Below are 16951 nucleotides of genomic sequence, written 5' to 3'. Positions count from 1 at the left end.
CGTCCTTCTGGTGGGGCTCTCTCGTGCTGGCTGGACTACTGCGCCGTCTCAAATCTCTGTCGCTGCCCAAAATCGGGACCGGCGCCGCTTTGACGTCCGCCCTTCTGTTCGCGGGAGCCGGCTCGGTTCAGGACGCGTCGGCGGTCGGCGACACCCGCACCCTTTCCTTCCACCACACCCATTCCGGCGAAGACCTCACCGTCACGTTCAAGCGCAATGGCCGCTACGACGAGGACTCGCTGAAGAAGCTCAACTATTTCCTGCGGGACTGGCGCAGCCAGGACCAGATCACGATGGATCGGACGCTGTTCGACATCATCTGGGAAGTCTACCGCGACGTCGACGGCAAGCAGCCGATCCAGATCATCTCCGCCTATCGCTCGCCCGGCACCAACGCCATGCTGCGCCGCCGCTCCTCCGGCGTTGCGCGCCACAGCCAGCACACCATGGGCCACGCGATGGACTTCTTCATCCCGGGCGTCGGGCTGGAGAAGATCCGGTTCGCCGGCCTGCGCCTGCAGCGCGGCGGCGTCGGCTTCTACCCGACCTCCGGTTCGCCCTTCGTGCATCTCGATACCGGCCGGATTCGCCACTGGCCGCGCATGACTCCCGACCAGCTCGCCCGCGTGTTCCCGGATGGCCGCACCGTTCACGTGCCGACCGACGGCAAGCCGCTGCGTGGCTACGAGCTGGCGATGGCCGATATTCAGCGCCGCGGCAGCGGCAGCGACGCCGGCTCCTCCAAGCCGAACTTCCTGACCGCCCTGTTCGGCGGCAAGCCGGCTGACGATGAAGACGAGAGCGGCGCCTCGACGGCGACGACGGTCGCGGCGGCCGCCAAGCCGGTCGGCAAGCTGCCGGACATCAAGGTCGCCGAGGTTCAGGCGGCGGAAGACAAGCTCGCCGTCAGCGGCGCTGTCCCGATGCCGCGCGCCAAGCCGGCTGCTGCGGTGCAGGCCGCGCCCGCGCCCGTCCAGGTTGCCTCCGCGGCCGACACCGTGCCGCTGCCGGTGGCCAAGCCGGCGCAGAAGCAAGCCGCCAAGTCCGATCCGTCGAAGCCGCAGACCCCGGCGGACATCATCAACGCGCGCGGCTTCTGGGACGACGTCCCGGTGGCGCCGAAACAGGCCAGCCCGGCGCAGGTCGCCGCGATCAGCGCCCGCCAGGCGCTCGAAGCCGCCGATCCGCAATCGCCGTTCAACGCTCTGGCGTTCGCGTCCAGCACCGCCGAAAAGCCCGCCAAGCAGCCCCATCCGCACGTCGTCACCGCCAGCGCGCCGATGCCGATCGGCATGCGGTCGGCCTCGCTGGCGCGCCACCCGGTGGTCTCGACCAAGATCGACACGGTCGTCGGCAAGACCCAGCAGGCCAAAGGTGGCCTCGTCGCCAACTCGGCCCGCATCACCGCGGCGGGCAGTCGCGACAGCGACGTCTGGATGCGCGCGATGATCCTGATGCCGAGCGCCGTGACCACCGCCGCAACGGCGATCGGCGATGCCGACATGACCCTGCTGAGCAAGCACTTCGCCAAGCCGGACGTCGCCGTCACCATGACGTTCTGCGACGACCCGCACCCGGGCCTCTACGCGGACGCGTTCACCGGCCCCGCGGTCAGCACCGTTTCGACGACCAGCTTCACCACCGCCGCGCTGCGCTGAGACCCTTCCGCCCTTGGTCGGCTCGGGTGATTGCTTAGCCCGCTGTCTTGATGCAACTCCGCTCGCGGCTTACGCGCGGCCCGGAACGCAGCGGCCCATCCCAACCGTCATCGCCCGCGCCGGCGGACGCCACAGTATTCCAGAGCGCTGGTTTGCCGTGCAGTGATCGCCGCAATGCCGCCTTCCATCAGCAACGCTCCGCGATACTGGATCACCCGCCTGCGCGGGTGATGACGTTCTTTGTGAGTAGCGAGGCCGACAGTCGCGGAGAGCCGCGATGAGACTTTCGCCTCACAGCATTCCGAGTGCCTGCATGTAGGTCTCGAGGATCGTCTCCTGCTCGGCACGCTCGTTGGCGTCCTGCTTGCGCATGCGGACGATGGTGCGCAGCGCCTTGACGTCGTAGCCATTGCCCTTGGCTTCGGCATAGACGTCGCGGATGTCGTCGGAGATCGTCTTCTTCTCTTCTTCCAGCCGCTCGATGCGCTCGATGATGGCCTTGAGCTGGTCCTTGGCGAATCGGGTCGCGGGCTCGTCTTGGACGGCGGCAGCAGCGTTGGCCATCGTTCACTCCTGGATATTTGTCATCGGGAAGGGCGGCGGGGACGGTCGCCACGCGCCGCGTCTGCGCCGGACAGTCTTCGCGGCGGCCCGCTGCGTCAAGACCCCTCGTGCTCATCCACAGCGACCGCACAGACAAAATCGCTCTGCGAAATTCGGCGCTGGACTTCCATGACACCCTGCAGCGAGTCGCCGCCGGCTGCCGTCGGTTTGCCTCAATGGTTGTGGGACTTGCTGAACGCCTCGACCTGGGCCGGCGTCGCGGCGCTTTGATGCTTGGCCTTCCACTCCTCATAGGGCATGCCGTAAACCGCCTCGCGGCTTTCATCCTTGGTCAGCGCCACGCCCTGCGCATCGGCGGCATCTTTCAGCCAGTTGGACAGGCAGTTGCGGCAGAAGCCGGCGAGATTCATCAGGTCGATGTTCTGCACGTCGGTGCGCTCGCGCAGATGCGCCACCAGACGGCGAAACGCCGCCGCTTCCAGTTCGGTCCGGGTCCTGTCGTCCATCACACTCACCTTCTCGTGCACGCCGCCACCCCGCTCAGATGGGCGCTGTCTTCGATTTTGCCACATCTTGCTCCTAGAAGAAGACGCGATATCAAGGCCAAGCGGCGGACGCAGGCGCCAGCGGCGGCCGTTGACAGCCCCATCATGTCACGCGAAACCATTCCCTTTCTGTTATAGCTTGCCGGCATGATCAGCTCAGATTCTCCTCCCCGCTTCCCACAACCGCACCGAGTGTCGCTGGCCGCGACCGCCGCGCTGGCGCTCGGCGCCCTGCTGCTGGGCGCGTCGCCGGCCGCAGCGGATTTCCGGCTGTGCAACAATACATCGAGCCGCGTCGGCATCGCGCTGGGCTACAAGGACGTCGACGGCTGGACCACCGAGGGCTGGTGGAACGTGTCGTCGCGCAGCTGCGAGACGCTGCTCCGCGGCACGCTGGTGGCGCGCTATTACTACATCTACGCGCTGGACTACGATCGCGGCGGCGAATGGTCCGGCCAGGCCTTCATGTGCTCGCGCGACAAGGAGTTCACCATCAAGGGGACTGAAAACTGCCTGGCGCGCGGCTTCGATCGCACCGGCTTCTTCGAGGTCGACACTGGCGAACAGCGCGCCTGGACCGTGCAGCTCACCGAGAGCAACGAACAGAACACCCAGAAGCTGCCGGGACTGCCCAGCGGATCTCCGCCAGGCGCCGGCATGCCCGGCATCCCGCCGACGCCGGGCCGCACCGCGCCGGTCACGCCCGCGCCAGTCCCCGGCGATACCGGGGCCAAGCCGAGCGACGGCGGGGGCAAGCCATGAGGCGCCTTCGCAGGATCAAGATTCTCGCAACGCTGGGCCCCGCCTCTTCCGACAGCACGATGATCCGGAAGCTGTTCGAAGCCGGCGCCGACGTGTTCCGTATCAACATGAGCCACACCCCGCACGACAAGATGCGGGAGCTGGTGAAGACGATCCGCAACGTCGAGAGCAGCTATGGCCGTCCGATCGGCATTCTGGTCGATCTGCAGGGCCCGAAGCTGCGCGTCGGCTCGTTCGCCAACGGCCCGGTGCAATTGAACAACGGCGCCAGCTTCGTCCTCGACTCGAACAAGGAGCCCGGCGACGCGGAGCGGGTCTGCCTGCCGCACCCGGAAATCCTGTCGGCTCTGAAGGTCGGCGACGCGCTGTTGCTGGACGACGGCAAGGTGCGGCTGATCTGCGAAGAGATCGAGCCGAGACGCGCCGTCACGCGCGTGGTGATCGGCGGCAAGATGTCCGACCGCAAGGGCGTCAGCCTGCCCGACACCGACCTGCCAATGTCGGCGATGACCAACAAGGACCGTGCCGACCTCGAGGCCGCCTGCGAGACCGGCATCGATTGGGTGGCGCTGTCCTTCGTGCAGCGCGCCGAAGACGTCGCCGAAGCCAAACGCATGATTCGAGGTCGCGCCGCGGTGATGGCCAAGATCGAAAAGCCGCAGGCGATCGAACGCCTCGACGACATTCTCGACGTTTCCGACGCGCTGATGGTCGCGCGCGGCGATCTCGGCGTGGAGATGCCGCTGGAGCGCGTGCCGAGTCTGCAGAAGCAGATGACCCGCATGGCGCGCCGCGCCGGCAAGCCGGTGGTCGTCGCCACGCAGATGCTGGAATCGATGATCACCAGCCCGGTGCCGACCCGCGCCGAAGTCTCCGACGTCGCGACCGCGGTCTATGAAGGCGCCGACGCGATCATGCTATCGGCCGAATCCGCCGCAGGCAAATTCCCGGTCGAAGCGGTGGCGACGATGAACCGGATCGGCGAAGAGGTCGAACGCGACGCGCTGTCCCGAACCGTGCTGAACGCACAGCGGCCGGAGCCGGAGGCGACAGCCGGCGACGCCATCGCCGGCGCGGCGCGGCAGATTGCCGAAACACTCGATCTGTCGGCGATCATCTGCTGGACCAGTTCGGGCTCGACCGCGCTGCGCGTCGCGCGCGAGCGGCCGAAGGTGCCGGTGGTGGCGATTACTCCGAATTTGAACACGGGCCGCAAGCTGTCGGCGGTGTGGGGCGTGCATTGCGTCGTCGCCGAGGACGCCCGCGATCAGGACGACATGGTGGACCGCGCGGGTCGCATCGCCTTCCGCGACGGCTTTGCCAAATCCGGCCAGCGCGTCATCATCGTCGCCGGCGTCCCGCTGGGGACCCCGGGCGCCACCAACATGGTGCGCATCGCCTATGTGGGGCCGACTGATACGGATGTGTGAGCGAGACTCTCCCTCCACGCACCCAAGTTAGCGTTCGTCATTCCGGGATGCGCCCCTTGGGGCGCAGGCCCGGAATCCATACTCCCGTCGCTTACGTTTGCGCACGGCGCTTGAAGCGCCGCGACTGAATAGTGCTGTCAGGGATTATGGATTCCGGTCTCGCGCTGCGCGCGCCCCGGAATGACGAACGAGAGACGGGTTGCATTGATCGTCACAGAGCATGAGGTCACGAGATTTTCTCGCGACCTCAAATATCGCCTCTGTGCCGATAACCTCAGTTCGCCAGCGTCGCGTCCAGCGTGATCTTGGTATTCAGCAGCTTCGACACCGGGCAGCCGGCCTTCGCCTTGGCGGCGCAGTCCTGGAAGGTGGCGTCGTCGGCGCCGGGGATCTTGGCGGTCAGCGTCAGATGCACCGCCGTGATGGCGAAGCCGTCGCCCTGCTTCTCCAGCGTGACGTCGGCCTTGGTCTCCATCTGCTCCGCGGTGAGCTTGGCTTCGCCGAGGATCAGCGACAGCGCCATCGTGAAGCAAGCAGCGTGCGCCGCGCCGATCAGCTCTTCCGGATTGGAGCCGGGCTTGCCTTCGAACCGGCTGGCGAAGCCGTACGGATAGTCCGAGAGCGCGCCGCTCTTGGTCGAGATCGCGCCCTTGCCGTCCTTGATACCGCCCTGCCACTTGGCCGAACCCGATGTCGTGCTCATTGCGCAACTCCTGTCTTGGTTGGTGGTCGATCGATGGAAACTAGCGCATCGCTGCTTGCGATCTCGTGACGGCGGGCGCGATCAGCGCCTCGACCTCGCGCTGTACGAGGTCGGGCGCCGCGTTCTGCACCATGTGACCGACGCCCGGTAGCACGATCAGCTTGGCGTGCGGCACCGCTGCGGCGAAGGCGCGGGAATGAATGTCGACCGACACGATCTTGTCGGCGTCGCCGTGGATCACGACGGTCGGGACGGTAATCTGCTGGTAGCGCGCAACCTGCTCCTGCACGGCAGCCTTCAACCCGGTCAAATCCCAGCTGTTGGCGAGGAAGGCGCGCGGCCGCAGCAGCAGTGGAGTAGCGGTCGCGTCGACATAATCGGCCGGCTTCGCCTGCGGCGTGAACACCGCACGGGCGCCGGCGTCGGTGAGCATCAGACCGAGCGGCAGCGTGATGGTGTAGGCGAGGAGCGGACCGACCACGGGTGTGGTCATCACCTTGTTGTAGGTGCCGACGCCGCCGCGCCATGGATGCGTGACCGGCGCCAGCATCACCAGCCCGGCGACGCGGTCCGGCTGATCGAGCGCCATCCGCGCGCCGAGCGCGCCGGCCATCGAGTGCACGACGAACACCGCACGGGGTACGCCGAGGCGGTCGAGCGCCTCGCCGATCTCGCGGGCCTGCATCGCCGGCGACGAATCGGCCAGATCCTCGCGGCGGCTCCAGCCATGGCCGGGCCGATCGATCAGCAGCACGCGGTGATGCTGTGCGAGTCGGTCGCCGAGCGGCATCTGCATCGCGCCGAGATTCGAGCTCGCGCCGTGGATCAGCACGATCGGCGGCTCGGCGAGGTTTCGCGGACCGAGATCGACGACGTGCAGAGCGCCACCGCGGACCGCGATCATTTCGCCCCGCGGCGCAAACTTGGCCTGCAGCCACACCACGCCGATCTGCGTGACCAGCGCCAGCACGGCCAGCGTGGTGAACACGCCGATTGCGATCATGGAGGGAATCCGGGAGATTTCTTGCACGGAACAGTTACGCCGTGCGGCCGCGAATGTTTCGTCGGCGCGGTCAGATATCCCGGCCTTCGACCTTCTCGGACAGCGTCTTCACCAACTCCGGCACTTTCTCGAGGTGCGGATTGATGGCGAGCGCCTTGCGGAACGCGTCGAGCGCACGTTTGTCGTCGCCGAGTTCCTGCATGATCATGCCGAGGCCAGCCAAGGCGCCGAAATGGCGCGGCTCGCGCGACAGCACCTGCTCGATGTCGCCGAGCGAGCGGGCATATTCGTTCTGCAGATAGAAGATGGTGGCGCGGCGGTTCCAGCCCTCGACATAATCGGGCCGGAGCTTGACCACGGCGTCGAGCAGCTTGACCGCGACGTCGTACTGCTTGGCGTCCATCGCGACCTTGGAGCGCGCCATCAGTAGCGCGGTGGTGTCACTGGTGGTCTGGGTCCACAGCGCCCAGATTCGCGCCTCGACGTGCTTGGCGCTGGCCTCGTCAGGCGCCGCCTTCAGCGCACCGAACAGGAAATCCAGCCCGCGGGTCTGATCACCGCCGACGCGCGGCAGCTTGGCCGGCGGAGTCGGGGGCTGTTCCAGCGGCTTTTCGAGATGATGTTTCGGTGGGGCGTTGTCCGGGCTACCCTTCGGGGCCTGCGCCGCAACCCCGAACGGAGCCATCGCGGTCATCAGAACCGCGCAAGGCAGGAGGAAACGAGACAACGAAAGAACCATTCGCGAAGTCTAGACGCAGCAAAGCGCGCTGCAAAGCAGCGCGCGCGTCAAACAGGCGTGATGGCGTAACGGTCGCAGCTGGTCAGAGCCAGCCGGACAGGATCAACCCTGGCGGGCCTTGAACCGGCGCTGGACCTTGTTGATCACGTAGAGCCGGCCCTTGCGGCGGACCAGACGGTTGTCCCGATGACGGGAACGCAGCGACTTCAGCGAGTTACGGACCTTCATGGGTCTATCCTGACTGTTTGAAAGGCCGTTTGGGACTGGCCGAAGGTGTAAAACTTACCCTGCCCGCCGGCGGCAGCCCGCCCGGGACGGCTGGGTTTCTAACCAGACCGGCCAGCCCTGTCAATCGAACGAGAGCACCTCCACGCCTTTCGCACCAAAAAGTTGCCAGCTGTCGAGCTGCGCGGCATCCGCAAGTCCGCATTCCCGAAATCGACGAGAGACGTTGCGGCGGCGCGCTTCACAGCTCCAAAAATTAGTTATAGACCATAATCAATTCTCCCGCCCAAAGACGGCCCCGAAGGAAACGCCCGATGCTCAATCCCGACGATCTCGTCGCTATCGACATTCACACCCACGCCGAGGAGCCCTGCGGCACGCACCCGGACGACGGCTATGACGACTTCCAGGCGCAGATGGCCGAGTACTTCAAGTCGCCGCACAAGCATCCCCCGACCGTGCCGGAAACCGCCGCCTACTATCGCGCCAAGAAGATCGCCGCGGTGATTTTCCCGGTCGATGCCGAGCGCGAGACCGGCTTCCGCCGCTACAACAACGACGAGATGATCGAGATCACGCGGCAGAACTCCGACGTGCTGATCCCGTTCGCCTCGATCGATCCGCACAAGGGCAAGCTCGGCGTCCGCGAGGCCAAGCGGCTGATCGCCGACTACGGCATCAAGGGCTTCAAGTTCCACCCGACGATGCAGGGCTTCTACCCGAACGACCGCCTCGCCTACCCGCTGTATGAAGCGATCCAGGAAGGCGGCGCGATCGCGCTGTTCCACACCGGCCAGACCGGTGTCGGCTCGGGCATGCCGGGCGGCATGGGCATGCGGCTGAAATACTCGAATCCGATGTACATGGACGATGTCGCGGTCGACTTCCCCGACATGAAGATCATCCTCGCGCACCCCTCCTTCCCCTGGCAGGAGGAAGCGCTGTCGGTCGCGACCCACAAGCCGAACGTCTATATCGACCTGTCGGGCTGGTCGCCGAAGTACTTCCCGCCGATCCTGGTGCGCTACATCAACGGTCTGCTGCAGGACAAGATGCTGTTCGGCTCCGACTGGCCGGTGATCACGCCGGACCGCTGGCTTGCCGATTTCGCCAAGCTCGAAATCCGCGACGAGGTTCGTCCCAAGGTGCTGAAGCAGAACGCGCGGAAGCTGTTGGGGATCTGAGAACTCTCGTCGTCGTCGTGCTGAAGGCGAAGCAATCCAGCTCCCCGCGTGTGATGGATTGCTTCGTCGCCCCGCTCCTCGCTATGACGCTGCATCAGAGCCGGCGCCCCCGCCGGCCAGGGGTTTCGCAATGAGTCTCGAGTCCGTCCGCGCCTGGTTCGCTGCTCACGCTCCGGATATCGCCGTGGAGGAATCCGACAAGAGCTCGGCCACCGTGCCGCTAGCGGCGGAGGCCTATGGTGTGCCGCCGGAGCAGATCGCCAAGACGTTGTCGCTGCGCCTCGGCGAGCGCGTGGTGCTGGTCGTGACCAGCGGCACGGCGCGGCTCGACAACAAGAAAGCCAAGGCCACGTTCGGCGCCAAGCCGAAGATGCTCGGCGTGCATGAGGTGGCTGATCTCACCGGCCACGAGGTCGGCGGCGTCTGCCCGTTCGGGTTGAAGGCGTCGCTGCCGATCTATTGCGACGTCTCGCTGCAGGCGTTCGAGATCGTCGTGCCGGCGGCGGGATCGACCCACAGCGCCGTCAGGATCGCGCCGCGCCGCATGGCCGAACTGGTCGGCGCAGAATGGGTGGACGTCAGCGAGATCCGCGCCGACGCGCCGCAGTCTTAACCTTTCGTCAACGAAAAAGCGGGGCCCGAAGGCCCCGCAATCCGTCTGCTATCATCGATGCCTTACCAACGGCGCCAGCCGCCGTGCCAGCGCGGGCCGTAGTAGCGCGGGCCACCGTAGAAGCGCGGCCCGTAGTACGGCCGGGGACCGTAGTAGCCGTAGGCGCCATAGTAGTTCGGACGCCACCAGCAGCGGCCCCACGCGTTACAGACATAGCGCACCTGGTCGACATTGGCCGACTGGTTCGCTACCGCGCCAGCAGCACCGGCGAGGCCGTTGGGCATCGCAGCGGAAGCGGTGCCCGAGGTGAGTGCGACGGCGCCGAGCGCAGCCGCGGCGGCAACAGCGAGTTTGAGTTTCATCGGATCAACCTCCTTCAATCCAACTCTAAAAACTGCGGACAGCTTAAGAAGTTGCAGGTGAATGAGCGCTGACGATGGAGTTCATCTTGATGAAATCGCCGTAAGGTTGAGCGTGTAGCAGACCCGATCCGCAACCGCGCGCGGCCACGAATGGAACGCGCGCCAGCAACGTAGTGCGGGACGGCCGCGGACCTTGTCGGTTCAGGAGTTTGGAGAGTCAGGCAGCGCGGCGCTTCGCCTCTCCGGTGCGGAGCGAACGCAGAAATCCGCGTACCGCTTCGCCCAGTGCAGCAGCCTGATGGGCGAGCGAATCCGACGCGGTCAGCGTCGTTCCGGCATGCTGCTCGGTCTCCGCGACGTTGACGCTGACGCTTTGGATATTGCCGGAGATATCGCGGATGCCGGCGAACGCCTGCTCGATATTGCGCGCGACTTCGCCAGTGGCCGCCGTCTGAGCCTCGACCGCCACCGCCACCTGACAGGTGATCGCGTCGACCTCGCCGATGCTGCGGCCGATGCCAGAGATCGCCTCCACGGCCGCGCGGGTCGTCTCCTGAACCTCGGCAATGCTGATCGAAATGTCGTGCGTCGCTTTCGCCGTCTGTTGCGCCAGCGACTTCACTTCCTGCGCCACCACCGAGAAGCCCTTGCCCGCCTCGCCGGCGCGCGCCGCCTCGATCGTGGCGTTCAGCGCCAACAGGTTGGTCTGCGCCGCAATCTCCTCGATCAGCTGCACGATGGTGCCGATCCGCTCGGTGGCGGTCGACAGGCTGCCGACCGTCTCGCGGGCATGATCCGAGGCGCTGACCGCCGTGCGGGCGATCGAGGCCGACCGATTGACGCTGCCGAGAATTTCGTTGGCCGAGGCCGTCAGTTCGGCCGTCGCAGCGGCCACCGATTCCATGTTGGTGGAGGCCTGCTCCGATGCGGCAGACACTGCCAGGGCGCGCTCGCGCGTGGCGACCACGCCGCGGTTGAGACTGCCGGCCGTCTCGCCCATGTTGCTGGATGCGGTCGATACGGTGTCGATCACGGTGCCGATGGCGCCCTCGAACTCGGCCGTGTTGGCGTTGAACGCCGCGACCCTGGTTTCGATCGCCTGCATCGCATCGTTGATGGTCTGCGTGGCGATCAGCAGCGATCCGCGCAGACCAGCCGGCAGGATGTGGCGATAGTATTTGTCGTCGCGGATCGCCGCCATCGCGGCACTCGCTTCACGCACGAAGGCATCGCAACGGTCGATCATGTCGTTGAAGGTGTGGATCAGCGCAGCGATGCGCCCGCCATCCCGGCAGCCGATGATGCGCGCCTCGAAGTCGCCATTGACGATGCGCTGACACGCCGACTCGATCGCGTTCAGCACCCGGTGGAGGCGCAGCAGCATGAGCCCCAGCAGAGCCGCCGATAGTAGCGCCGCGCCGAGCCCGATCTGCAGCAACACCGGCATGCCCGCAACCGCGCCGACGGACGCCGTAGCGATCGAAACGACGATGCCGGCGAGGCAAACGCCTGCCTTAAAGAGAGAAGACGAACTGATCATAGGAAATGTTCTTCGATTTGACGAAATCGATCATCTGCCGGGTACTGGCGGCGAGGCCGTCCTTGGCGTTGCGATGCGTTGCCTCGAGATCGCTGAGCTGCTTGTAAACCGGCGCCAGCGCCGCCACGATCCGCCGCTCAGGCACGCGACGATTTGAGTGATAGCCGATCACCCTGCCAGCCGCGTCGAACGACGGCGTGACGTGAGCAAACACCCAGTAGTAATCGCCCGCCCGCGTCATATTCTTGACATAGGCGAAGATCTCCCGCCCTTCGGCCAGCGTGTCCCACAACAGCTTGAACACGCAGCGTGGCATGTCGGGATGCCGCACGATCGAATGCGGCTGCCCCATCAGCTCCGCTTCGCTGTAGCCGCATATATCGGAAAACACCTTGTTGGCGTAGGTGATACGGCCTTTGAGATCTGTCTTTGAAACGATGATGTCGTCGGCGTCGAAAAACACTTCGACATTGGTCGGCGTGACTGACTGTTTCACGGCGAATTCCAGACTGGAACACTTCAACTATCCGCCGGACATGCGACGCAGCCGGCCTCGAACAAATACGAGCCGGGGCATTAAGAGTTAGTTCGCTCTGCAAATGCGCTCATCGTCCGGAGAGGGCCGTAAGTCCAAAAATCAAGTCGTCTTCCCACACTCCGCTACAGTTAGCAGCTACCGCTATCAACGAAAGTTGTAGCAAGCGCGTCTCTTGAATACCCATCTGACGCGTCAGAAAATTCCTGACACGCTCATCGCGTCGTCATCTCAGCATCAAGTCAGGCACAACGTGGCTAGCGCTCGCCCTTCGGCTTGCGCCCGATTCCGGCGACCAGCAGAAACGCCACGACCAGACTTGCGACGTTCAAGGCCGCACCCCGAATGCCCTCGCCCGTAAACCCGAGTCCGCCGCTCGTCACCGCGTAAAGCAACCCGGCCACCGCGACGGCCGCAAGGCCGGCGAGTGCCATGCGTCCAACCATCTGGGACGTCAGCTTCGGCATTGATCATCTCCTGGGAGTGGCTGCGTGTCGCTGAGCGGAGCTCTCGCGGTACGACATTGGAACCCAACGGCGCGCCGAGTGTCGGGTTCCGCAATCTGTATCGACAGAAGCTGCTTTTACGAATTATTCACGACACGTTACCACATCGCGCCGAACCGAATCGTAACATCTGCTTGCTAAGTGGATCATGCTACCGCGCCGCAGGCGCGGATCGGCATTGGGGATCGTTTTGGCTGTCATGGATGCTCCTCCGGCAACATCACCGCTCGCCGGATTGAAGGCGCGCCTGTCAGGCCTGTTCGGCGGCACCAACGAACGGTCGCTGACCAATCGTCTTGCCGGTACGATTTTCCTGATCCGCGTCGCCAGCGCGGGCCTCGCCTATCTCGCGCAGATTCTGCTGGCGCGTTGGATGGGCGGCTCCGATTACGGCGTTTATGTCTATGTCTGGACCTGGGTGCTGCTGCTCGGGTCGATGCTGGATTTCGGCATTTCGGCCTCGGCGCAGAAGATCATCCCGGAATATCGCGCCAGCGGCGCCGACGACCGGTTGCGCGGCTTTCTGACCGGCAGCCGCTGGGCCACGCTCGCCGCGTCCAGTCTCGTCGCCCTGCTGCTCGCCGCGCTGGTGTTCGCGCTGTCGGCCGCGATCGATCCGGCGACCGTGATGCCGCTCTATCTCGGCTGCCTGACTCTGCCGGCTTTCGTCGTCGCCAACACACAGGATGGCATTGCGCGCTCGCACGACTGGATGAAGCTCGGCCTGATGCCGCAGTTCATCATCCGTCAGGGGCTGATCATCGGCTTCACCGCGGGCCTGTTCGTGCTCGGCTTCCAGCTCGGCGCGGTCGCCGCGATGGCGGCGAGTTGCGCGGCGGTGTGGATCGCGATGATCGGGCAGATGATCGCGCTCAACCGCAAGCTTCGTGGCCACGTCCCGGCCGGCCCGCGCGCCTATGATTTCCGGGGGTGGCTCGCGACGTCGCTGCCGATCCTGCTGGTCGAGAGCTTTTATCTGCTCTTGTCCTACACCGACGTGCTGGTGCTCCAGCAATTCCGCCCGGCCGAGGAGGTCGGCGTGTACTATGCGGTGGTGAAGACGTTGGCGCTGGTGTCGTTCATCCACTACGCGATGTCGGCCACCACCGCGCACCGCTTCACCGAGTATCACGCCGCCGGCGACAAGGAGCGGCTGGCCGCCTATGTGCGACACGCGATTGTGTGGACGTTCTGGCCGTCGCTCGGCGCCACGGTCCTGCTGCTGGCGCTAGGCGAGCCGATCCTGTGGCTATTCGGCCCGCAGTTCACCGAGGGCTACGGCATCATGTTCGTCGCCGCGATTGGCCTCTTGGTGCGCGCCGCCATCGGACCGGTCGAGCGGCTACTCAATATGCTGGGCCACCAGAATGCCTGCGCGCTGGCCTACGCGCTGGCGTTCGTCGCCAACCTCGTGCTGTGCCTGCTGCTGGTCCCCCGCTTCGGCGGCTACGGTGCGGCAGCCGCAACCTCCGCGGCGCTGACCTTCGAGACCGTGCTGCTGTTCTGGATCGTGCGCAAGCGGCTGGGGCTGCACGTGCTGGCGTTCGAAAGGAAGCGATGAGGACGAGCGGATTGGAGCGCTCGGCCACACACCGCGTCGTCGCCCGGCTTGACCGGGCGATCCAGTATCCCAGAGACGCAATGCTCTGCGATACTGGATCCTCCGCTTTCGCGGAGGATGACGTCAGATAATGGAGCTGACCTCGAGGCTCCGCAGATAGTCCGGACAGCCGACTATGCCGCGGTCCAGCCGCCGTCCATCGACAAATTGGCGCCGGTGATCTGGCTGGCGTCGTCGCCGCACAGATAAACTGCGAGAGCGGCGACCTGCTCGGCGGTGACGAATTCCTTGGTCGGCTGCGCCTGCAACAGCACGTCGTTGATCACCTGCTCCTTGGTAAGCCCGCGCGCCTTCATGGTGTCGGGGATCTGCTTCTCCACCAGCGGCGTCCAGACGTAGCCGGGCGAGATGCAGTTGCAGGTGATCTTGTGGGTCGCGACTTCGAGCGCCACCGTCTTGGTCAGGCCGGCGATGCCGTGCTTGGCGGCCACATAGGCCGACTTGAACGGCGACGCGACCAGCGAGTGCGCCGAGGCGGTGTTGATGATGCGGCCCCAGCCGCGCTTCTTCATGCCCGGCACCGCGGCGCGGATGCCGTGGAAGGCCGACGACAGGTTGATGCCGATGATCGCGTCCCACTTCTCGATCGGGAAATCCTCGATTGGCGACACGAACTGGATGCCGGCGTTGTTGACGAGGATGTCGACCGAGCCGAACGTCTTCTCGCCGAGCGCGACCATCTCGGCGATCTCGGCGGGCTTCAGCATGTCGGCCGGCGAGTACACCGCCTTGACGGCGAAGTCGGTTTCGATCGACTTGCGCTCCTTCTCGATCGCGTCGGCATCGCCCATGCCGTTCAGCACCACATTGGCGCCTGCCTTGGCGAAGGCGCGCGCGTATGCGAGGCCGATGCCCGAGGTCGAGCCGGTCACGACCGCGGTCTTGCCCGTGAGATTAGCCATCATCTGCTCCTGTTCGATCGTCTGACGCGGCGCCGATCGGGCCGCTATTTGAACGCATCCCGGGTGAGATCCCAGGTCACCATGGCTTCGCCGTCCTGCGGTCCGCGCTGCCACTCCTGATCACGCATCGAGACATAGACATCCTGCTCGCCGGATTTCCAGTGCTCGATCATGTTGAGCCGAGAGAAATCGTAGTCCTTCGAGGACGCCTCGTAGTCTCTCTTACGATAGATCAGATGCACCACCGTGACGGAGTTTTCCTTCGCCGCCTCGTGCAGGACCGCATAGGCCGGATCGTTGCGCAACTCGTCCGGCAGCCGGTCGATCAGGTGCCGCAGCGCCTTGCGCGCATCGTGGATCTGCTTGTTCTTGTCGGTGTTCAGCCGCGTACGGCTGGAGAAGCGGATGTCCTTCTCGCGCTCGGCCGCTTCCAGCAGTGTCTGCGGCAGCCGGCCGTGAGCGCTGAACAGGTCGACCTGAAAGATCAGCAGGCTGTCGCGCTGCTCGCTGTCCAGCACGTAGTCGAGCGGCGTGTTGGAGGCGATGCCGCCATCCCAATAATACTGACCGTCGATTTCGATCGCTGGAAAGCCGGGCGGCAGCGCGGCCGACGCCATGATGTGCTCCGGCCCGATGGTCACCTGCGTATTATCGAAGTATTCGAAATTGCCGGTGACGACGTTGACGGCGCCGACGCTGAGCCGGATGCCGTTGGTGTTGAGCAGATCGAAATCGACCAGGCGTTCGAGCGTCGCGCGCAGCGGCCGCGTGTCGTAGTAGCTCAGCGTTTCCGGAGCGGCCGTCGGCATCAGATGGGCCGGCGGAAACCGTGGCGTGAAGAAGCCCGGCACGCCGAACGCCGCGATCATCGCAGCGCTGGCTTCGTTGAACAGCGAATGCGCGTGGTCGGTATGCAGCATCGGTTGCCACGGCACCGGGGACGATGCCATCTCCCAGAACTGCTTCAGCTTCTCGACGCGTTTCTCGCGCGGATTGCCGGCGATGATCGCCGCGTTGATCGCACCGATCGAAATCCCGGCGAGCCATTCAGGCTCGAAATCATGGTGGCACAGCGCCTGATAGGCGCCGGCCTGATACGAGCCGAGCGCGCCGCCGCCTTGCAGCACCAGGACACGACGCGGATGAGAAGCCGGCTTGGGATGGTGGTGGGGAGGATTCATGAGGCTCGCCGCGGACAGGACGGGCACCGTGGCGCTCCGCCTCCACGGCGTCAATCGCGCGTCCGGTCAAACCCGATCACGGCCGGGTTATCGCGGCGGCTCGGTCGAGGCCAGAATCAGCGTCCAGAATACTTTATATTTGGTGTTCGGCGCGTAGACGGCGGCGATGCCGAGCCGGGTGACGCCGCTCTTCAGCATGTTGGCACGATGCGGGGGCGAGTCGCGCCAGCCCGAAAAGGCTTCCGCCAGCGTGTGATAGCCGGCCGAGACGTTCTCGACTGCGACCGACGCCGGATAGGACGCGGCGTTGAGCCGCTGCGCCAGCGGCGCCTTGGCGTCGTGATCGAGCTTGTTGCGCCTCGCCATGTTGGACGACTGGTCTTCGGCCAGTTGCGTGAGCGCCGGATCGACCACAACCGGACCGAGCCCGTTGTTCTGGCGATACTGCGAGATCATCGTCGCGGCGGCGATCGAGTCGACCTTGGCGCCTTCGCGCGCCATGCTGGCATACATCGACGGCGTTTCGACGGTCGGCGCCACCTCGCCGGCACACCCCGCCAGCAGCACGAGGCCGAGCACGGCCATCACCCCACGCAACATCCAGCAATTCCCCATCCGCGCATGCGAGCCGATCCCCATCGACCTCGCGGCGCGCGAATGTTGTTGCACATCAAGAGTGGCTGAAAGGTGAAGACGGGAGGTGCGACCGGAGACAGTCGCCTCCGCTCCCTCAGCCGTCATCCCCGCGCATGCGGGGATCCAGTATTCCAGAGTGATCCATTTTGGCTGCAGCGCTGACACTGCACCTTCTCAGCGGCGCTCTGGAATACTGGGTCGCCCGGGAAAGCCGGGCGATGACCGTCATTTTCTGCGGCGGC

At 65.3% G+C, this 16951-nt stretch carries 19 protein-coding genes; 6 read left to right on the top strand and 13 right to left on the bottom strand.

Annotation, left to right across the window (positions count from 1 at the left end):
* Nucleotides 1-23 precede the first annotated feature (23 nt).
* Nucleotides 24-1658 (top strand): peptidoglycan L,D-endopeptidase MepK, encoded by a 1635-nt coding sequence (locus ACFFJ6_RS04005; protein ID WP_378384596.1) that lies wholly within the window; start codon nucleotides 24-26, stop codon nucleotides 1656-1658.
* A gap of 291 nt (nucleotides 1659-1949) precedes the next feature.
* Here ACFFJ6_RS04005 and ACFFJ6_RS04000 read toward each other — a convergent pair whose 3' ends face one another.
* Entirely contained in the window at nucleotides 1950-2222 is a 273-nt protein-coding gene (locus ACFFJ6_RS04000; protein WP_378384594.1) for a DUF2312 domain-containing protein, read from the bottom strand.
* A gap of 212 nt (nucleotides 2223-2434) precedes the next feature.
* Nucleotides 2435-2728, bottom strand: coding sequence for a DUF1244 domain-containing protein (locus ACFFJ6_RS03995; RefSeq protein ID WP_378384592.1), 294 nt, complete (start codon nucleotides 2726-2728; stop codon nucleotides 2435-2437).
* 186 nt (nucleotides 2729-2914) lie between these two features.
* On the opposite strand from ACFFJ6_RS03995, the gene ACFFJ6_RS03990 reads away from it, so the two are divergent.
* Both ACFFJ6_RS03990 and pyk read left to right on the top strand, forming a co-directional pair.
* Nucleotides 2915-3529, top strand: coding sequence for a DUF1036 domain-containing protein (locus ACFFJ6_RS03990; protein WP_378384590.1), 615 nt, complete (start codon nucleotides 2915-2917; stop codon nucleotides 3527-3529).
* Nucleotides 3526-4959: a pyruvate kinase gene (gene pyk, locus ACFFJ6_RS03985; protein ID WP_378384588.1), complete on the top strand. Its 1434-nt coding sequence runs from the start codon at nucleotides 3526-3528 to the stop codon at nucleotides 4957-4959. Before ACFFJ6_RS03990 ends, pyk begins: the two co-directional genes overlap by 4 nt.
* A 274-nt stretch (nucleotides 4960-5233) precedes the next feature.
* Here the strand turns inward: pyk and ACFFJ6_RS03980 are convergent, their stop codons facing one another.
* The 4 genes from ACFFJ6_RS03980 to ykgO all read right to left on the bottom strand — a co-directional run bounded on the left by ACFFJ6_RS03980 (nucleotide 5234) and on the right by ykgO (nucleotide 7632).
* Nucleotides 5234-5662: an OsmC family protein gene (locus ACFFJ6_RS03980; protein ID WP_378384586.1), complete on the bottom strand. Its 429-nt coding sequence runs from the start codon at nucleotides 5660-5662 to the stop codon at nucleotides 5234-5236.
* 40 nt (nucleotides 5663-5702) lie between these two features.
* Nucleotides 5703-6665: an alpha/beta fold hydrolase gene (locus ACFFJ6_RS03975; RefSeq protein ID WP_378384584.1), complete on the bottom strand. Its 963-nt coding sequence runs from the start codon at nucleotides 6663-6665 to the stop codon at nucleotides 5703-5705.
* A gap of 70 nt (nucleotides 6666-6735) precedes the next feature.
* Nucleotides 6736-7359, bottom strand: a complete 624-nt coding sequence (locus ACFFJ6_RS03970) for a tetratricopeptide repeat protein (RefSeq protein WP_378384582.1) — start codon at nucleotides 7357-7359, stop codon at nucleotides 6736-6738.
* Between the two features lie 147 nt (nucleotides 7360-7506).
* Nucleotides 7507-7632 (bottom strand): type B 50S ribosomal protein L36, encoded by a 126-nt coding sequence (gene ykgO, locus ACFFJ6_RS03965; protein WP_054164123.1) that lies wholly within the window; start codon nucleotides 7630-7632, stop codon nucleotides 7507-7509.
* 311 nt (nucleotides 7633-7943) lie between these two features.
* On the opposite strand from ykgO, the gene ACFFJ6_RS03960 reads away from it, so the two are divergent.
* Nucleotides 7944-8813: an amidohydrolase family protein gene (locus ACFFJ6_RS03960; RefSeq protein WP_378384580.1), complete on the top strand. Its 870-nt coding sequence runs from the start codon at nucleotides 7944-7946 to the stop codon at nucleotides 8811-8813.
* A 130-nt stretch (nucleotides 8814-8943) separates the two neighbouring features.
* Nucleotides 8944-9426, top strand: coding sequence for a YbaK/EbsC family protein (locus ACFFJ6_RS03955; protein ID WP_378384578.1), 483 nt, complete (start codon nucleotides 8944-8946; stop codon nucleotides 9424-9426).
* Nucleotides 9427-9488: 62 nt separating this feature from the next.
* On the opposite strand, the gene ACFFJ6_RS03950 is transcribed toward ACFFJ6_RS03955, so the two are convergent.
* The 4 genes from ACFFJ6_RS03950 to ACFFJ6_RS03935 form a co-directional block, all read right to left on the bottom strand.
* Nucleotides 9489-9788: a hypothetical protein gene (locus ACFFJ6_RS03950; protein WP_378384576.1), complete on the bottom strand. Its 300-nt coding sequence runs from the start codon at nucleotides 9786-9788 to the stop codon at nucleotides 9489-9491.
* A gap of 217 nt (nucleotides 9789-10005) precedes the next feature.
* A complete protein-coding gene (locus ACFFJ6_RS03945) occupies nucleotides 10006-11328 on the bottom strand; it encodes a methyl-accepting chemotaxis protein (protein WP_378384574.1) in 1323 nt (440 codons plus the stop codon).
* Nucleotides 11303-11824 (bottom strand): PAS domain-containing protein, encoded by a 522-nt coding sequence (locus ACFFJ6_RS03940; RefSeq protein ID WP_378384572.1) that lies wholly within the window; start codon nucleotides 11822-11824, stop codon nucleotides 11303-11305. Before ACFFJ6_RS03940 ends, ACFFJ6_RS03945 begins: the two co-directional genes overlap by 26 nt.
* Nucleotides 11825-12120: 296 nt before the next feature.
* Nucleotides 12121-12330, bottom strand: a complete 210-nt coding sequence (locus ACFFJ6_RS03935; RefSeq protein WP_378384570.1) for a hypothetical protein — start codon at nucleotides 12328-12330, stop codon at nucleotides 12121-12123.
* Nucleotides 12331-12568: 238 nt separating this feature from the next.
* On the opposite strand from ACFFJ6_RS03935, the gene ACFFJ6_RS03930 reads away from it, so the two are divergent.
* A complete protein-coding gene (locus tag ACFFJ6_RS03930; RefSeq protein WP_378384568.1) occupies nucleotides 12569-13930 on the top strand; it encodes a lipopolysaccharide biosynthesis protein in 1362 nt (453 codons plus the stop codon).
* Between the two features lie 173 nt (nucleotides 13931-14103).
* On the opposite strand, the gene ACFFJ6_RS03925 is transcribed toward ACFFJ6_RS03930, so the two are convergent.
* The 3 genes from ACFFJ6_RS03925 to ACFFJ6_RS03915 form a co-directional block, all read right to left on the bottom strand.
* Nucleotides 14104-14892, bottom strand: coding sequence for a 3-hydroxybutyrate dehydrogenase (locus ACFFJ6_RS03925; protein WP_378384566.1), 789 nt, complete (start codon nucleotides 14890-14892; stop codon nucleotides 14104-14106).
* A gap of 44 nt (nucleotides 14893-14936) precedes the next feature.
* The gene (locus tag ACFFJ6_RS03920) at nucleotides 14937-16073 is read right to left on the bottom strand and encodes a DUF3734 domain-containing protein (protein ID WP_378384564.1); all 1137 of its coding nucleotides are present in this window, start codon (nucleotides 16071-16073) and stop codon (nucleotides 14937-14939) included.
* An 87-nt stretch (nucleotides 16074-16160) separates the two neighbouring features.
* A complete protein-coding gene (locus tag ACFFJ6_RS03915) occupies nucleotides 16161-16673 on the bottom strand; it encodes a CAP domain-containing protein (protein WP_378384562.1) in 513 nt (170 codons plus the stop codon).
* Between the last annotated feature and the right edge of the window lie 278 nt (nucleotides 16674-16951).

Source organism: Rhodopseudomonas telluris (genome assembly GCF_042432815.1).
GTDB lineage: Bacteria > Pseudomonadota > Alphaproteobacteria > Rhizobiales > Xanthobacteraceae > Rhodopseudomonas > Rhodopseudomonas telluris.
This window is presented reverse-complemented; position numbering and strand designations above follow the sequence as displayed.

What these genes read in the sequence shown, in the direction of transcription:
- ACFFJ6_RS04000 (WP_378384594.1), bottom strand. Translation starts at nt 2,222, where the DNA reads ATGGCCAACGCTGCTGCCGCCGTCCAAGACGAGCCCGCGACCCGATTC.
- ACFFJ6_RS03995 (WP_378384592.1), bottom strand. Translation starts at nt 2,728, where the DNA reads ATGGACGACAGGACCCGGACCGAACTGGAAGCGGCGGCGTTTCGCCGT.
- ACFFJ6_RS03990 (WP_378384590.1), top strand. Translation starts at nt 2,915, where the DNA reads ATGATCAGCTCAGATTCTCCTCCCCGCTTCCCACAACCGCACCGAGTG.
- pyk (WP_378384588.1), top strand. Translation starts at nt 3,526, where the DNA reads ATGAGGCGCCTTCGCAGGATCAAGATTCTCGCAACGCTGGGCCCCGCC.
- ACFFJ6_RS03980 (WP_378384586.1), bottom strand. Translation starts at nt 5,662, where the DNA reads ATGAGCACGACATCGGGTTCGGCCAAGTGGCAGGGCGGTATCAAGGAC.
- ACFFJ6_RS03975 (WP_378384584.1), bottom strand. Translation starts at nt 6,665, where the DNA reads ATGATCGCAATCGGCGTGTTCACCACGCTGGCCGTGCTGGCGCTGGTC.
- ACFFJ6_RS03970 (WP_378384582.1), bottom strand. Translation starts at nt 7,359, where the DNA reads ATGACCGCGATGGCTCCGTTCGGGGTTGCGGCGCAGGCCCCGAAGGGT.
- ykgO (WP_054164123.1), bottom strand. Translation starts at nt 7,632, where the DNA reads ATGAAGGTCCGTAACTCGCTGAAGTCGCTGCGTTCCCGTCATCGGGAC.
- ACFFJ6_RS03960 (WP_378384580.1), top strand. Translation starts at nt 7,944, where the DNA reads ATGCTCAATCCCGACGATCTCGTCGCTATCGACATTCACACCCACGCC.
- ACFFJ6_RS03955 (WP_378384578.1), top strand. Translation starts at nt 8,944, where the DNA reads ATGAGTCTCGAGTCCGTCCGCGCCTGGTTCGCTGCTCACGCTCCGGAT.
- ACFFJ6_RS03950 (WP_378384576.1), bottom strand. Translation starts at nt 9,788, where the DNA reads ATGAAACTCAAACTCGCTGTTGCCGCCGCGGCTGCGCTCGGCGCCGTC.
- ACFFJ6_RS03945 (WP_378384574.1), bottom strand. Translation starts at nt 11,328, where the DNA reads ATGATCAGTTCGTCTTCTCTCTTTAAGGCAGGCGTTTGCCTCGCCGGC.
- ACFFJ6_RS03935 (WP_378384570.1), bottom strand. Translation starts at nt 12,330, where the DNA reads ATGCCGAAGCTGACGTCCCAGATGGTTGGACGCATGGCACTCGCCGGC.
- ACFFJ6_RS03930 (WP_378384568.1), top strand. Translation starts at nt 12,569, where the DNA reads ATGGATGCTCCTCCGGCAACATCACCGCTCGCCGGATTGAAGGCGCGC.
- ACFFJ6_RS03925 (WP_378384566.1), bottom strand. Translation starts at nt 14,892, where the DNA reads ATGGCTAATCTCACGGGCAAGACCGCGGTCGTGACCGGCTCGACCTCG.
- ACFFJ6_RS03920 (WP_378384564.1), bottom strand. Translation starts at nt 16,073, where the DNA reads ATGAATCCTCCCCACCACCATCCCAAGCCGGCTTCTCATCCGCGTCGT.
- ACFFJ6_RS03915 (WP_378384562.1), bottom strand. Translation starts at nt 16,673, where the DNA reads ATGTTGCGTGGGGTGATGGCCGTGCTCGGCCTCGTGCTGCTGGCGGGG.